The organism is Zoogloea sp. LCSB751, from assembly GCF_002028455.1.
Taxonomy (GTDB): domain Bacteria; phylum Pseudomonadota; class Gammaproteobacteria; order Burkholderiales; family Rhodocyclaceae; genus Zoogloea.
In genome coordinates this window covers 1-14,758 of record NZ_MWUM01000020.1, presented here as the reverse complement: position 1 = coordinate 14,758, position 14,758 = coordinate 1, and the positions used below count along the sequence as shown (strand labels likewise).

The following is a 14,758-nucleotide window of genomic DNA, read 5'->3' as shown; positions in this document are numbered from 1 at the left end:
TCTTTCTCCACCCATCCTTACGAAAGGAATCCCATGAAAACCCAAGACCAATCCCGCCTTGAAGGCGTTGGCGCCGCCTATGACCCGGAACGCCTGCTGGCCGTGCGGGACAAGACCCGGGATGCCATCCGGACAATCGCCGCCGCCGTGCAGCCCGGCATGCAGGAAGAAGATGCCGTCGAGATGGCGCGCGACATGCTGGCCGCGGCAGGCATGGTGCGTGGCTGGCATGACGTGTACGTCCGTTTCGGCAGCAACACCACCAAGACCTTCGGCGCCCCCTCCGATCCGGGCATCGTGCTGGGCAGCGACGACATATTCTTCATCGATATCGGTCCGGTCTGGAAGGACTGGGAAGGCGACGGCGGCGACAGCTTCGTCACCGGAACCGACCCCGACAAGCAGCGCTGCGCCGACGACGCCCGGGCAATCTTCCATGCCGTACGCCGCAAGTGGCTGGATGAGGGCGCCACCGGCCGGGACCTCTACGCCTACGCCGTGGCGTGCGCAGAGGCCCGGGGGTGGGTCTTGAACATGGATCTGTCGGGACACCGCCTGGCCGACTTCCCCCACGCGGCAGTCCATGACGGTCCGCTGGCCGAGGTGGACTTCACCCCCTCCAGACTGCTGTGGGTACTGGAAATCCACATCCGTCACCCGACCGGGACATACGGCGCCTTCTTCGAAGACCTGCTGCTCGAAGACGCCTACTTCGCCTGATCCGGGATACAACCGGCCTGCGCCTCAAGCAACAAGCGGCGCAGGCTGGTCTTCAGCACCTTGCCGTAGTTGTTCTTCGGCAGGGCATCGACGAAGCGGTATTCCTTCGGACGCTTGAAGCGGGCCATGCGGTCGAGGCAGTGGCGATCCAGCTCGTCGGCCCCAACCCCCCGGGAACCCTCCTCCAGAACCACGAAGGCCACCACCGATTCGCCCCAGTCCTCATCCCGGCGGCCGATCACCGACACCTCGCGTACCGCCGGATGGGCGATCAGCACCTCCTCCACCTCCCGCGGGTAGATGTTGGAACCGCCGGAGATGATCAGGTCCTTGGAGCGGTCCTTGAGGGTCACGAAGCCATGGGAATCCATGCTCCCCATGTCGCCGGTCCACAGCCAGCCGTCGCGCAGCGTCGCCGCGCTGGCAGCCGGGTTGCGCCAGTAGCCGGACATCACCGCATCGCCGCGCACCACCACCTCGCCGACCTCGTCGCTGGCCAGGCTGCGCCCTTCGACATCCACGATGCGCACTTCGGCCAGGGCCTGGGCGACGCCCACCGAGGCGACCCGCGAGGCCCAGTCCGGATCCGCTCTGTTGGCCAGCACCTCCCGCGACAAGGCGGTGATCGTCATCGGCGATTCGCCCTGGCCGTAGATCTGCACGAAGCGCGGCCCCATCGCGTGGAGGGCGATGCGGATGTCGTCGGCGTACATCGGGCCGCCGCCATAGACGATGGTCTGGAAGCCGGACGGATCGGCGCCGCTGCGCTGCACCCGGTCCACCAGGCGGCGCACCATGGTCGGCGCGGCGAACAGGCACAGGCGGCCGACGGAGCGGGACAGCGCGATCAGCTCGTCCGGCTCGAAGCCGCCGGACTCCGGGATCACGTGGCGGCAACCGCGCAGCATGTAGGGAAAGCTGTACAGCCCGGCCCCGTGGGACAGGGGCGCCGCATAGACCGCAGCGTCGTCGCGGGCCACCGGATCCACGTCGGTGAAGAAACAGGCGGTCATCGTCTGCAGGTTGCGGTGGCTCAGCATCACCCCCTTCGGCTGGCCGGTGGTACCTGAGGTGTAGAACAGCCAGGCCAGCGCGTCCGGCGTCCGCTCCTGCACCGGGATCGCCAGCGCCGTCACGGCGCGCAGGTAATGTCCATCGCCGGGCACCAGCAGCGGCACCACGCCCCCCTCGTCGTGCAGCACGGGCGCCAGTTCGCCGGCCAGGTCCGCCGACACGCAGACCAGCCGCGCGCCGGCATTGCCGACGATCCACGCCGCCTCGCGGGGATGCAGCTTGGCGTTGATCGGCACCACCACCAGGCCAGCCCACAGGATGCCGTAGAGACACTCCAGGTATTCGGCGCAATTGCTCATGTAGATCGCCACCCGCTCGCCGGCTTCCAGCCCGAGGTTCTGGCGCAGGTAGCCGGCCAGCCGTGCCGAACGGGCCGCCAGCGCCGCGTAGGTATGCAGCTGACGGTCGCCGACGAGGAGCGCCGGGCGCTCGGGGAAGGTCCGCGCCGAGCGCGCGAGGATATGGGCCAGGTTCATTTGTGCCGCTCCAGGATGCTCACGTAGTTGGCGACCGCCGCGCCGCCCATGTTGAAGACGCCGCCGAGGCGTGCCCCTTCCACCTGCATGTCGCCGGCCTCGCCGGCCAGCTGCATGGCCGCCAGCACGTGCATCGACACGCCGGTAGCGCCGATCGGGTGGCCTTTGGCCTTGAGGCCGCCGGACGCATTGACCGGCAACGCACCGCCCGGATAGACCGTGCCGTCGGCCAGCCGGTCGGCGCCGCGGCCCGGCCGCGCCAGGCCCATCGCCTCGTAACTCAGCAACTCGGCGATGGTGAAGCAGTCATGCACCTCGGCGAAGGACAGGTCGGTGACCCGGCAGCCGGCGCCGGTCAGCGCCGTACCCCAGGCCCGCCGCGGCCCTTCGAAGCTCAGCACGTCGCGGCGGGAGATCGGCAGGAAATCGTTCACCTGCGCCCGGGCCCGGAAACGGATGGCCCGCCGGGCGTCGGCGAGCAGGGCATCGTCGGCCAGCACCAGCGCCGCCGCGCCGTCGGACACCAATGAACAATCGGTCTTGCGCAGCGGCCCGGCGATTCGCGGGTTGCGCTCCGACACGCTGTTGCAGAACTCGAAGCCGAGATCCTTGCGCATCTGCGCCCACGGGTTGCGCACCCCGTTGGCGTGGTTCTTGGCGGCGATCCGTGCCAGCGTCGCCGCGTGGTCGCCGTAGCACTGGAAATAGGCCGTGGCCAGCTCGCCGAACAGGCCGGGGAAAGTCATGCCGTGGGCGGCCTCCTCGCGCACATAGGACGCCGAGCCGAGGATGCGCGTGACCTCCGGGCCGGACACGGCGGTCATTTTCTCCGCACCGACCACCAGCGCGAAGCCGGCGCGCCCGGATTCGATCGCGTCGCAGGCCGCGAACACCGCCGCCGCCCCCGATGCACAGGCGTTCTCCACGCGGGTCGCCGGGCACCAGCGCAGGCGCGGATCGGCCTGCAGGACCAGCGACGAACAGAAGATGTCCGGCACGAAGCCGCCGTTGAGGTGCCCGAGCCAGATGCCGTCCACGTCCGCCGGATCGACCCCGGCATGCGCCAGCGCGTCGCGGCTGACACCGCCGATCAGGGCTTCCAGGTCCGTGCCGTCCAGCCGTCCAAAGGGCGAATGTGCCCAGCCGATGATGCAAACCCCCATGTCGTCTCCTTTATTTTCTACGGTGTGGATGGGGCGACGCCCTGCGCCGCCGCCACGACGAAATGGCAAGGGCCATGCCCGTCCGGGCATTTCCGTCCCTCGCCGCCAAACCCTTGAATCGGCGGGCGCAAATCACCGCCGCCAGCAGCTCGCCACCGCCGCGGCAGGACGACACGACCGGAATTCGGACGCATCTCCAGTTTTTTGCGGCTGCTTCCCGGACGTCCCGGACTCGCTCATCCCCCACCCATGCCTTGCCAGCCGCGCTCCTGCGCCACGCAGTCTCCGTGGCACAGCCCTTGCCACACACCACCCCGTGGAGGCGAATTCATTCGCCCGCAGAGCCTGCGCAACCGACCGAGGGCGAATGAATTCGCCCCTACAGAAGGCAGGCTCGTGTTCTCGACACCCCACAAAACACAACAACAGGAGACATTCCATGACGACCGCCCCCGTCGACCGCATCCCGGTCAGCCTGCTCACCGGCTTCCTCGGTGCCGGCAAGACGACCCTCCTCAACGCCCTCATGCAGAACCCGGCGATGGCCGGCACGGCGCTGCTGATCAACGAATTCGGCGAAGTGGGCGTGGATCACCACCTGGTGGACAAGATCGACGACAGCACCGTGCTGCTCGACTCCGGCTGTCTGTGCTGCAGCGTGCAGGGCGACCTGGTGCAGGCCCTCAAGACGCTCCATCAGCGCAGCTCCCGGCGGGAAATTCCGCCGGTCTCGCGGGTCGTCATCGAAACCACCGGCCTCGCCGATCCGGTGCCGGTGGTCTACACGCTGATGGAAGAGCGCTTCGTTGCCGCCCGCTATGTCTGCGACAGCGTGCTGACGGTGGTGGATGCCACCCACGCCCTGGACCAGCTCGACACCCACCCGGAAGCCGTACGCCAGGTGACGATGGCCGACCGCCTGCTGATCACCAAGGGCGACCTCGCCGACTCCGACGGCCGCGCGCAACTGAACGCCCGCCTCGCCGAGCTCAACCCCGGCGCCCCGCGCATCGAGGTCCGCCACGGCCAGATCGAGCCGGAGCGGCTGTTCGGCGCCGGCGTCTATGCGCCGGGTGACAAGCTGCCCGACGTGGCCGCCTGGCTCGGCGCCGAGCGCACCCGCGATGCCGAGGCCCGCCATGCCCCGCCGGCCATCAGCTGGACCCGCGCCGGCCACAGCCATGCCACCGTGCCCCCGGCCCATGCCGCGCGCCACGACGGTAGCGTGTCGAGCTTCGTGCTGCGCTTCGAGGCGCCGGTGCCATGGTTCGGTTTTGCGCTGACGCTGGGGCGCGTCCTGCAGCAGCACGGCCCGCAACTGCTGCGCGTGAAGGGGTTGATCAACGTGGCCGGCGAGTCCCGGCCGCGGGTCGTCCAGTGCGTGCAGAACGTCGCCTACCCACCCGTCACGCTGCCGGCCTGGCCGGACGAAGGCGCCTTCGAGGATCGGCGCGGCCGCCTGGTGTTCATCACCCGCCAGCTCCCGGCAGAGGCGGCCGACGCCATCCGGGCCGCCCTCGCCCAGTTGCCCGGCGATTCGGCGGCCATCCGCGCCACCGCCGCCACGCCCCTGCTACCGACCCGTTGCTGGTTCTCGGAACGGGTCGCACTGACCGCCCCCGGCAGCCTGCAGCTCGAGGGCTGGGTCGTCCAGCCGCGGCGTTTCACACGCAGGACGGCCAGCGTCTGATCGTCGGACGGCGGGCGTCCGGAGATCGGTCGCCGGTCCGCCGCCCGCCACCGCCCCGGCGCAGGAAATTTCTTTCAAAACAAGATGCTTCCCACCGACGGCGGCCGCGCCTTGCGGATGGCATGCCCCCTGCTGTAAAGCCCCACCCCGGGGCCACCCGGCAGCGGGGGTACGGCAATCCATAAACACAATCGGAGAAAAACCCATGAAGGCCCTCGTCTACGGCGGTCCCGGCAAGAAATCCCTGGAAGAACGTCCCAAGCCCGTGCTGAAGGATGCCAGCGACGCCATCGTGCGCGTCACCAAGACCACCATCTGCGGCACCGACCTGCACATCCTGAAAGGCGACGTACCCACCGTCACCCCCGGCACCGTTCTCGGCCACGAAGGGGTTGGCGTGGTCGAAGCGGTCGGCGCCGGCGTCACCACCTTCAAGCCCGGCGACCGGGTGCTGATCTCCTGCATCACCAGCTGCGGCAAGTGCGAGTTCTGCCGCAAGGGCATGTACTCCCACTGCACCACCGGCGGCTGGCAGCTCGGCCACCTGATCGACGGCACCCAGGCCGAGTACGTGCGGGTGCCCCACGCCGATACCAGTCTCTACCCGATCCCCGCCGATGCCGACGAGGAAGCCCTGGTGATGCTCAGCGACATCCTGCCCACCGGCTTCGAGTGCGGCGTGCTCAACGGCAAGGTGCAGCCCGGCAGCACGGTGGCCATCGTCGGCGCCGGCCCGGTCGGCCTGGCGGCGCTGCTGACCGCCCAGTTCTACTCGCCGGCCCGCATCGTCGTGGTGGACCTGGACGACAACCGGCTCGAGGTAGCCAAACGCTTCGGCGCCACCGACGTAGTGAATAGCGGCGACGGCAAGGCCGCCGAGGCGGTCAAGGCCCTCACCGGCGGACGCGGCGTGGATACCGCCATCGAGGCGGTGGGCATCCCGGCTACCTTCGGCATCTGCGAGAACATCGTCGCCGCCGGCGGAGTGATCGCCAACGTGGGCGTGCACGGCACCAAGGTGGACCTGCACCTGGAAACCCTGTGGGCCCACAACATCTCCATCACCACCCGCCTGGTGGACACCGCCACCACCGGCATGCTGCTGAAGACGGTGGAATCGAAGAAGCTCGATCCGTCCCTGCTGATCACCCACCGCTTCACGCTGGACCAGGCCCTCGACGCCTACGAGACCTTCGCCGGCGCCGCCCGGAGCAAGGCCCTGAAGGTCGTCATTTCGGCCTGACGGCATCTGCCCGCAGCACGTCCCGCCGGGGCCGCCCATCACCGGGCGGCCCCGGCGCGCGCCCTCTTTCAGTCCCTTTCTCCACGGAGACCGACCAACGTGTTTGCCAACCGCCAGTGGCTCGCCCACCTGGAGCACTTCGCCGACGCCCTTGTCGGCGGAACCCCGCTGCTCACCCCGTTCCGGGGCTCCCGACGCCTCGCCCAGCTCGACACCCGCCTGCAGGAAGCCCACCAGGGCGCACTCAACCGCGCGGCCGAAACCCGCCGTCGCGCGGACGCCCTTGAAGAGGACGCCCTCCGCCTCGACGAAGCCCTCGCCGAAGCCCGCCGCGAGGCCGCCGAACTGGCCGAGCGCTTCGACCTGATCAGCAGCGCCAGCGGCGAGGGGCTGTGGGACATTCACCTGGCCGCCGGCGACCCGGCCCATCCGGACAGCGTGGTGTGGTGGTCGCCCCAGCTGCGGCGCCTGCTCGGCTTCGAGGACGAACGGGACTTCCCCGACCGGCTGGAGAGCTGGAGCCAGCGCCTGCATGCGGACGACGCCCGCCGGGTGAGTGCGGCCTTCGGCGCCCACCTGAGCGACCGCAGCGGCCGCACGCCCTACGACATCCAGTACCGGCTGGCCCGCAAGGACGGCGGCTACCGCTGGTTCCGGGCCATCGGCACGACCCTGCGCGATCCGTCCGGCACACCGCTGCGGGTGGCCGGCTCGTTGGTGGACATCCACGACACGCTGGAGCAGGACGCCCTGCTCAAGCGCAGCCTGGAACGCTTCGAGCTGGTCCGCGAACTGCTCAGCGACGGCCTGTGGGACATCGAGATCGTCGGCGGCGACGCCCTTCACCCGTCAAACACCGTGTGGTGGTCGCAGCAGCTGCGGCGCATGCTCGGTTTCAGCGACGAGAACGATTTTCCGAATACGCTCGAAGCCTGGTCCTCGCGCCTCCATCCGGAAGACCGGGAGCGCGTGCTGAAGGCCTTCCTCAACCACCTGGCCGACCGCAGTGGCCGCACGCCCTACGACGAGGCCCACCGCCTGGCCCTGAAGAATGGCGAGTACCGCTGGTTCCGCGCCTCGGCGCAGACGCGCCGCGCCGCCGACGGCACACCGCTGCGGGCGGTCGGCGCCCTGACCGACATCGACACCCGGCTGCGCGAGAACGAACAGCGGGAGATTCGCGAGAAGCAGCAAGCCAAGCTGGAAGCCACCCTGCACCGCATCGGCGAACTGGTCGGCACGATCAAGGAAATCGCGGATCAGACCAACTTGCTGGCCCTCAACGCAGCCATCGAAGCCGCCCGCGCCGGCGAGAGCGGCCGCGGTTTCGCGGTGGTCGCCGACGAAGTGCGCAAGCTCGCCGAGCGCACCCGCGAAACCACCGCGCGCATCGGCAAGATGGCCACCGAGGAGCCCTGAACGGTCCGCCCGGCTCCACCTGGGAGCCGGGCGCACTAACGGCTGGTCAGAAGCTGTAGCTCAGCCCCAGGTCGAAACCGGTGGTGCCGTAGCCGCCCACCGGCGAGCCGACGCCGCCCGAGTCCACCGCCGTGCGGGCCGGGTTGGGCTGGATCGAGCAGATGCCGTTGGCGCTGTTCTGAATCTTGGCCACGTCGGCATACAGGTAGGCGCTGCGCTCGAACAGGTAGAACACGCCGCCGATGCCCCACTTGCGGCAACTCGCGTCGAGGGAGGTCTTGTCATCGAGGACCACGTAGGACGCCCGCACCCGGGCCTGCTCGCCCCACACCGGCGCCGAAGCGCCGACCATCCAGCTGCGGTGATTCAGGAGCGCGCTATAGGTGGCGAAGCTGCCATCGAAGACGTCCTTGTAGTTGTCGGTCTTGATGCTCTCCCAATAGCCGTGCAGCTTGAACGGGCCGAAGTCGTAGGAGGCGCCGCCGACCAGGATGTTGGTCTTGTGCTCCTCGCTGCCCTTGGGCGCCAGCTGCTCGAAATCCAGGGTCAGGTTGAGCGGGCCCTTCGAGTAGGACGGGATGAAGGCCCACAGGCGGCCGTCGTTCCGGTTGCCCGGGTTCTCCTGGCCCACCAGGCTGGTGGTGTAGGCAGCCAGGAAGGACAGGCCGTTCCAGGCCGGCGAGATGTAGGCCACCGCGTTGTCGGCGCGGGTGCCATGCACCTGCACCGACGCCATGTTGGCCACCGTGCCGTTGGCAAACGGATCGTACTTGCCGGCCACGCTGTAGCGGCCGCCGTCGATGCGCCCCAGAACCACCGTGCCGTAGCCGCCACTGAGGCCGACGAAGGACTTGCGGCGGAACAGGCTGTGGCCCTGGGCATCGCTGAGGGTGGATTTGCCGTCGTCGATGGAGATCCCCGCCTCGAGCTGGAACAGCGCGGTGATGCCGTTGCGCAGGTCGCGGCTGCCCTTGAAGCCGAGGCGGCTCTCCGATTCGATGCCGCTGGTCAGCTCCGACTTGTGGCCGGCGAAGCTGCTGCCGGCCTGGGCCGCGTAGGCGCCGTTGCTGCCGCTGCGGCTGAGCAGGCCGCCGTCGAGGGTGCCGTAGATCGTCAGCCGGCCCTTGTCGCCGTCGAGCAGGGTGAAACCTTCGTCGGCTACGGCGACGGCCGGCCCGAAAAGGGCGCACAGGGCCGCCCCTGCGCAGAGCTGCGCATGGAATTTTGCGTTCATGTCGTATTCCTGTTGCTGGATTCACCGGGCTGCGCTCAGCCCGGAAGAGAGGCGTGGCGATTCAGTCGAAGTGGATGACCGGCTTGATGATGCCGTCGGCCTTGGTGGTCATCAGGTGGAGGGCCGTCTCGATTTCCGAGAACTTGAAGTGATGCGTGGTGAGGCGGGTCGGATCGACGCGCCCGCTCTCGATCAGGCGCAGCAGGCGCCCCATGCGCTCGCGGCCACCCGGACAGAGCAGCGTGGTGATGGTCTTTTCGCCCATGCCGACGCCCCACTCGGCGCGGGGAATCTTGATGTAGTCGCCGTGGCCGAAATAGCCGATGTTGGAGATCACCCCGCCGGCCCGGGTCGCCTTCACGCAGTTCTCGAAGGTCGGCTGGGAGCCCAGTGCATCCATCGCCGCATCGGCACCGTGGCCACCGGTGAGGCGCAGGATCTCGGCGATCGGGTCCTGCTCCTTGAAGTTGATCGTCACGTCGGCGCCGTAGTAACGGGCCAGCTCCAGCCGCGACGGCACGCAATCCACGGCGATCACCAGGCCGGCGCCGAGCAGGCGCGTGCCGGCCACCGCCATCAGGCCGACCGGCCCCATGCCGAACACCACGCCCGAGCCGCCGAGCGGAATGCGGGCGTTCTCGGCGCCCTTGAAGCCGGTGGACATCATGTCGGTGGTGTAGCACGCGGCCTCGTCCGACACCCCATCGGGGATCGGCGCCAGGTTGGCCTCCGCGTCATTGACGTGGAAGTACTCGGCCATGTTGCCGTCCTTCTGGGCGGTGAACTTGTAGCCGCCGAGCATCACCTGGCATTGGGAGGTGAAGCCGCGCTGGCAGTTCTCGCACTTGTAGCAGGGGGTGATCGCATTCACCGCGACCCGCTGGCCGACCTGGAAGCCGCGCACCGCGCTGCCCAGCGCGTGGATGACGCCCACCGCCTCGTGGCCGAGGACCCGGTCCTGCAGTTCGCCGAGGCCGCCCTCGATGGTGTGGCAGTCGGACGTGCACACCATCGCCACCGTGGTTCTGACGATCGCATCGTTCGGCCCGGCCTCAGGAATAGGCCGCTCCAGCACCGCCACGTCGTGCAGACCCCGCATGACCAGGGCCTTCATCGTATTTGCCATTTCTGCTCCTCCAGATTTATTTGCCGCTCGCGGCTGTCGTTTTCGGAATGGCTTTTCCATTTCGGAAAAGCCGCGCCGAATCAGCAAGCGATGTGCCAGACAAATAAACGGATGGATTAGAGTGACGTGGGGCCTTTATTTCCGCGGCACGCGAATCGATTCACGGGCAATTCGTGGACAATTCGCGGCGCCCTTCTGCAACCGCATTTACAACGCCACCGTCCGATGCCGTCCGCATTCAGGACGACACCGGACGGTGAGTCGGGTATGTCGATTCCGGTGGCCGGAGCCTCGTCGGCAGCCCGCTGGGTGCCTCCGCGCCGCCGTATCGAACCCGCCCTGCTCAGACCGCCGGAGCTGCGGCCCGGGATGCCACGCGGCTCGCCGCCTGGGCGCGATTCACACCGCTGACGAGCGCCTTGATCGACGCGGTGACGATGTTGGCGTCGATGCCGACCCCGTAGCAGTCGCTGCGGGTCTCGCCGGCCATTTCCATGAAGGCGCAGGCCTGGGCGTTGCCGTCATCGCCGATCGGCACCATCGAGCGTTCCTCGTAGCTGCGTACCTGGACGCGGATGCCGGCGCTCTGGAGGGCATGCACGGCGGCGTTGATCGGGCCGTTGCCTTCGCCATTGAGGATGCGCGGCTGGCCGTCGATCTCCACACTCAAGCGGATGCCCTGCACCGCACCGTTCTCGACGAGGTGGTGGCTGCAGTAGCGCACCGGGGCGGCGGTGTCGAGGTAGGTCTCGGAGAACAAGCGCCAGATGCCGTCGGCGCTCACCTCGCCGCCATGGGCATCGGTGTAGCGCTGCACGACGCCGGAGAACTCCACCTGCAAGCGGCGCGGCATCACCACGCCGTATTCGTTCTCCATCAAGTAGGCGATGCCCCCCTTGCCGGATTGGCTATTCACCCGGATCACCGAATCGTAGCTGCGACCGACGTCGGCGGGATCGATGGGCAAATAGGGCACGTTCCACGGCGCATCCGCCTTTTGAGCGGAAAAACCCTTCTTGATGGCGTCCTGGTGGGAGCCGGAGAAGGCCGTGAAGACGAGATCACCCACGTACGGATGGCGCGGATGAACAGGCAACTGGGTGCAGTGCTCGTAGGTACGGGCAACAGCGTTGATGTCCGAGAAGTCGAGCTGCGGATCGACGCCCTGGGTGTGCATGTTGAGGGCGAGGGTGACGAGATCGACGTTGCCGGTGCGCTCGCCGTTGCCGAAGAGGCAGCCCTCGACGCGGTCGGCGCCGGCCATGAGTCCGAGCTCGGCGGCGGCCACGGCGGTGCCGCGGTCGTTGTGCGGGTGGAGGCTGATGATCACGCTGTCGCGGCGGGCGAGGTTCTTGTGCATCCACTCGATCTGGTCGGCATAGACGTTGGGCGTGGCGATCTCGACGGTGGTCGGGAGGTTGAGGATCACCTTGCGCTCGGGCGTGGCGCCCCAGGTCTCGGTGACCGCGTCGCAGACTTCCTTGGCGAAGTCGAGCTCGGTGGCGGTGAAGAGCTCCGGGCTGTATTCGAGGGTGATCGCGGTTTCCGGCATCTCGTCGGCAAGGGTGCGGATGAGGCGCACCGCATCGACAGCCATCGCCACCACCTCGGCCTTGCTCATGCCGAAGACGTTGTCGCGGAAGGTCTTGCAGGTGGCGTTATAGACATGAACGATGGCCTTCTTCGCCCCCTTGAGGGACTCGAAGGTGCGGCGGATGAGGTGCTCGCGGGCCTGGGTGAGCACCTCGATGCTCACGTCGGCGGGGATGTGGCCGCCGTCGATCAAGCCGCGCACGAAGTCGAACTCGGTCTGCGAGGCGGACGGGAAGGCGATCTCGATTTCCTTGAAGCCGATCGCGCAGAGGGTCTTGAACATCTGCATCTTCTTGTCGGCGTTCATCGGCTCGAAAAGGGCCTGGTTGCCGTCGCGGAGGTCGGTGCTCATCCAGATCGGCGCCTTGTCGATGACGCGGCTAGGCCACTGGCGGTCGGTGAGTTGTACGGGCGGGAAGGCGCTGTACTTGGCGGGAATCTGCTGCGGCATTTTGGTGCTCCGGAAGATTGAATTCGATGGGTGAATCTTACGGAAAGCGGCGTGGCAGGTGCTTGCGTTTTACGTGCAAGATCGCCTTAAAATAGACACAAAATTTCAACCGCAAACAAATTTACGCAATTAAATGGAACTCGACCGCTACGACCGGCAAATTCTCGCCATCCTCCAGCAGGACGGGCGGATCAGCAACCAGGATCTGGCCGAGCGCATCGGCCTGTCGCCTTCCCCTTGCCTGCGCCGGGTCCGGGCGCTGGAGGAGTCCGGCCTGATCACCGGCTACCGGGCTCTGCTCGACGCAAAAAAACTCGGCCTCAGCCTGATGGCGCTGATCGGCATCTCCATGGACCAGCACACACCGGAGCGCTTCGCCAGCCTGGAGGCCACCATCAGCGACATTCCGGAAGTGCTCGAATGCCTGCTGATCACCGGCCAGCAGTCGGACTACCAGCTCAAGGTGGTGATCCGCGACATGGACGCCTACCAGGACCTGCTGCTCAACCGCATCACCCGCATCCAGGGCGTCACCGGCGTGCACACCAGCTTCGTGCTGCGCCGGGTGGTGGATCGTACCGAGCTGCCGGTGGGGCTGGACGGTCGCTAGGCGCAGACGGAGTAGCGGCGCGGGCTTGAAGCAAATAGTGTTATTTTGTACAGTCAATACATCATTTGCTTGAAGCGTCCGCATGACGCGCTGCCCATGAACGCCCAGATGAGTTTCGATTTCCCCCTCGACGCGGCGCCGCTGCCGCCTGCCCTGGCCCCACGCCGGCGGCTGTCCCGTGCCGCACTGACCGCCGAACACGCGCCCACCCAGCTGGCCTTCGTCAACGCCAGCGGCGGCCTGGTGGCGCCCTCCGCCCCCGTGGCAGCACGGCGCCCCTTCCCGGCGCCCCTGCCCAAGCTCGTCGAAGCCCCCACCGACAAGGGCGACGCAATCCGTGAGAGCCGCCTGTGGCAGGAGAACGGCTGGACCGCGCGGGTGCTGCGCAACGACGGCGAATGGAGCGTCGAACTGCTCCGGGACGGCGACAGCGAACCCGCGCTGCTGGCCCCGTGGGACCTGGACCGGGACCTGCGCAACCCCAAGCCCCTCAACTACGGCGAGTTCCTCACCCTGGTCAAATCTGCCGAGGAGGCCATGCAGCGCCAGCGCCTGCAGTTGCAGGCCCGCCTGCACAAGCGCCTGACCGTCTTCGCCCAGGACGCCGAGTGGCACGTGACGCTGGACATCGTGCCCGACGAATACGAACCCCATGCCCTGCTCAACGCCTTCGGCTCCGACGGCGAGCTGGTCGCCCAGCAGCGGGTGACGCCGGACTTCAAGCTCAGCCCGGCCACGGCTCAGGCCTGGATCGACAACGACTTCCGCCATGCCGGCGGGGACGGCTTCTGAAACACCCTAGCCCATTCACTGAAGGCTTCCTGCCACCACATAAGCATAAACTCCCCGACCTGAACATGCCCCGACAAAGGAACACCGTGCCCACCCTCAAACGCCTTCTGCTGCCCCTCGTCCTGGCCTGCCAGCTGATCGCCCCCGCCCACGCGGACAACGCCCTCCAGCACTGGATCGACGGCCCCCAGCGCAGCGAGAAGAACCGCCAGCGCGACCCCGCCCGCCAGCCGGCGGCGACCCTCGAATTCTTCGATATCAAGCCCGGCCAGACGGTCGTCGAGATCTGGCCCAGCGTCGGCGCCTGGTGGTTCGAGATCCTCGCCCCCTACCTGCGCGACCACGGCCATTACATCGCCGCCCTGCACGCCGGCGACCACAACCCCGCCGCCGCCCGCGCCGAGCACGACGCCATCGGCGGCCTGATCGCCAGCCAGGCGACGCTGTACGGCAAGGTCGAACTGGCCCTCAGCCCCGGCCTGACGACGACGCTCAAGCCAGACTCCGTCGACCTGCTGCTGACCTTCATGAACCTGCACAACTGGGTCACCGACGGCAACGCCGACGCGGTGCTCCGCGAATTCCACGCGGTGCTCAAGCCCGGCGGCGTGCTCGGCGTGGTAGACCACCGCGCCCGCACGGACCGCCCGTCCGCCGAGCAGCTGCAGGCCGGCTACCTGCGGGAGGACGAAGTCATCGCCCGCATCGAGAAGGCCGGCTTCAAGCTCGTCGCCCGCTCCGAAGTCGCCGCCAACCCGCTGGACACCAAGGACCACCCCGCCGGGGTATGGACGCTGCCGCCCACGCTACGCCTCAAGGACCAGGACCGGGCGCGCTACCTGGCCATCGGCGAGAGCGACAAGTTCACGCTCAAGTTCATCAAGGCCGGGAACAGGTAGGCGTCGGCCGGGGCACCCTGTGGGGGCGAGTTCATTCGCCAGCGGACTGTGCTCAACCGGCTGAGGGCGAATGAATTCGCCCCAACAAGCTCGAGCCCCTGCAGGGTCAGGCGGTTTCCCAGCCTGGCCCCGCAGGGCCGCGCTGGTTTTAGAACACGTGGTTCACACCCAGCATGTAGCCGTTCGGGTCATAGCCCGGCTTGGCGACGGTGCCGACCAGGTTGCCGCCGTCGGTCAGGCTGTAGGTGCCGTTGGCCTTGTTGAGCAC

At 67.9% G+C, this 14,758-nt stretch carries 12 protein-coding genes; 7 read left to right on the top strand and 5 right to left on the bottom strand.

What is annotated here, in order from left to right; genetic code table 11:
- The first annotated feature begins 33 nt into the window (after positions 1-33).
- Positions 34-720, top strand: coding sequence for a M24 family metallopeptidase (locus tag B4920_RS18945; RefSeq protein ID WP_079436244.1), 687 nt, complete (start codon positions 34-36; stop codon positions 718-720).
- Here the strand turns inward: B4920_RS18945 and B4920_RS18940 are convergent.
- Both B4920_RS18940 and B4920_RS18935 read right to left on the bottom strand, forming a co-directional pair.
- Positions 708-2,270, bottom strand: a complete 1,563-nt coding sequence (locus B4920_RS18940; RefSeq protein WP_079436243.1) for a class I adenylate-forming enzyme family protein — start codon at positions 2,268-2,270, stop codon at positions 708-710. The genes B4920_RS18945 and B4920_RS18940 overlap by 13 nt on opposite strands.
- The gene (locus B4920_RS18935; protein WP_079436242.1) at positions 2,267-3,433 is read right to left on the bottom strand and encodes an acetyl-CoA acetyltransferase; all 1,167 of its coding nucleotides are present in this window, start codon (positions 3,431-3,433) and stop codon (positions 2,267-2,269) included. Before B4920_RS18935 ends, B4920_RS18940 begins: the two co-directional genes overlap by 4 nt.
- 439 nt (positions 3,434-3,872) lie before the next feature.
- On the opposite strand from B4920_RS18935, the gene B4920_RS18930 reads away from it, so the two are divergent.
- The 3 genes from B4920_RS18930 to B4920_RS30860 all read left to right on the top strand — a co-directional run bounded on the left by B4920_RS18930 (position 3,873) and on the right by B4920_RS30860 (position 7,785).
- Positions 3,873-5,123, top strand: coding sequence for a GTP-binding protein (locus tag B4920_RS18930; RefSeq protein WP_079436241.1), 1,251 nt, complete (start codon positions 3,873-3,875; stop codon positions 5,121-5,123).
- Positions 5,124-5,328: 205 nt separating this feature from the next.
- Positions 5,329-6,366: a zinc-dependent alcohol dehydrogenase family protein gene (locus B4920_RS18925; RefSeq protein ID WP_079436240.1), complete on the top strand. Its 1,038-nt coding sequence runs from the start codon at positions 5,329-5,331 to the stop codon at positions 6,364-6,366.
- Between the two features lie 99 nt (positions 6,367-6,465).
- Positions 6,466-7,785: a PAS domain-containing protein gene (locus B4920_RS30860; RefSeq protein ID WP_216819951.1), complete on the top strand. Its 1,320-nt coding sequence runs from the start codon at positions 6,466-6,468 to the stop codon at positions 7,783-7,785.
- 46 nt (positions 7,786-7,831) lie between these two features.
- Here the strand turns inward: B4920_RS30860 and B4920_RS18915 are convergent, their stop codons facing one another.
- The 3 genes from B4920_RS18915 to leuA all read right to left on the bottom strand — a co-directional run bounded on the left by B4920_RS18915 (position 7,832) and on the right by leuA (position 12,189).
- On the bottom strand, positions 7,832-9,019 hold the full coding sequence (locus tag B4920_RS18915; protein WP_079436239.1) for a porin: 1,188 nt from the start codon (positions 9,017-9,019) through the stop codon (positions 7,832-7,834).
- A gap of 61 nt (positions 9,020-9,080) precedes the next feature.
- On the bottom strand, positions 9,081-10,145 hold the full coding sequence (locus B4920_RS18910; RefSeq protein ID WP_173862683.1) for an NAD(P)-dependent alcohol dehydrogenase: 1,065 nt from the start codon (positions 10,143-10,145) through the stop codon (positions 9,081-9,083).
- Between the two features lie 343 nt (positions 10,146-10,488).
- Positions 10,489-12,189, bottom strand: a complete 1,701-nt coding sequence (gene leuA, locus B4920_RS18905; RefSeq protein WP_079436238.1) for a 2-isopropylmalate synthase — start codon at positions 12,187-12,189, stop codon at positions 10,489-10,491.
- A gap of 133 nt (positions 12,190-12,322) precedes the next feature.
- Between leuA and B4920_RS18900 the strand changes: the two genes are divergently transcribed.
- From B4920_RS18900 to B4920_RS18890, 3 genes are all read left to right on the top strand, one after another.
- A complete protein-coding gene (locus tag B4920_RS18900; RefSeq protein ID WP_079436237.1) occupies positions 12,323-12,799 on the top strand; it encodes an Lrp/AsnC family transcriptional regulator in 477 nt (158 codons plus the stop codon).
- Between the two features lie 96 nt (positions 12,800-12,895).
- Positions 12,896-13,591, top strand: a complete 696-nt coding sequence (locus B4920_RS18895; protein ID WP_254050992.1) for a hypothetical protein — start codon at positions 12,896-12,898, stop codon at positions 13,589-13,591.
- An 86-nt stretch (positions 13,592-13,677) separates the two neighbouring features.
- Complete coding sequence (locus B4920_RS18890; RefSeq protein WP_216819950.1) at positions 13,678-14,490, top strand: class I SAM-dependent methyltransferase; 813 nt, start codon at positions 13,678-13,680, stop codon at positions 14,488-14,490.
- The last annotated feature ends 268 nt before the right edge of the window (positions 14,491-14,758 follow it).

Excerpts from the sequence above, each read along its gene's own strand:
- B4920_RS18915 (WP_079436239.1), bottom strand. The coding sequence starts at position 9,019 with ATGAACGCAAAATTCCATGCGCAGCTCTGCGCAGGGGCGGCCCTGTGC.
- B4920_RS18895 (WP_254050992.1), top strand. The coding sequence starts at position 12,896 with ATGAACGCCCAGATGAGTTTCGATTTCCCCCTCGACGCGGCGCCGCTG.
- B4920_RS18930 (WP_079436241.1), top strand. The coding sequence starts at position 3,873 with ATGACGACCGCCCCCGTCGACCGCATCCCGGTCAGCCTGCTCACCGGC.
- B4920_RS18945 (WP_079436244.1), top strand. The coding sequence starts at position 34 with ATGAAAACCCAAGACCAATCCCGCCTTGAAGGCGTTGGCGCCGCCTAT.
- B4920_RS18925 (WP_079436240.1), top strand. The coding sequence starts at position 5,329 with ATGAAGGCCCTCGTCTACGGCGGTCCCGGCAAGAAATCCCTGGAAGAA.
- B4920_RS18900 (WP_079436237.1), top strand. The coding sequence starts at position 12,323 with ATGGAACTCGACCGCTACGACCGGCAAATTCTCGCCATCCTCCAGCAG.
- B4920_RS18910 (WP_173862683.1), bottom strand. The coding sequence starts at position 10,145 with ATGGCAAATACGATGAAGGCCCTGGTCATGCGGGGTCTGCACGACGTG.
- B4920_RS18935 (WP_079436242.1), bottom strand. The coding sequence starts at position 3,433 with ATGGGGGTTTGCATCATCGGCTGGGCACATTCGCCCTTTGGACGGCTG.
- leuA (WP_079436238.1), bottom strand. The coding sequence starts at position 12,189 with ATGCCGCAGCAGATTCCCGCCAAGTACAGCGCCTTCCCGCCCGTACAA.
- B4920_RS18940 (WP_079436243.1), bottom strand. The coding sequence starts at position 2,270 with ATGAACCTGGCCCATATCCTCGCGCGCTCGGCGCGGACCTTCCCCGAG.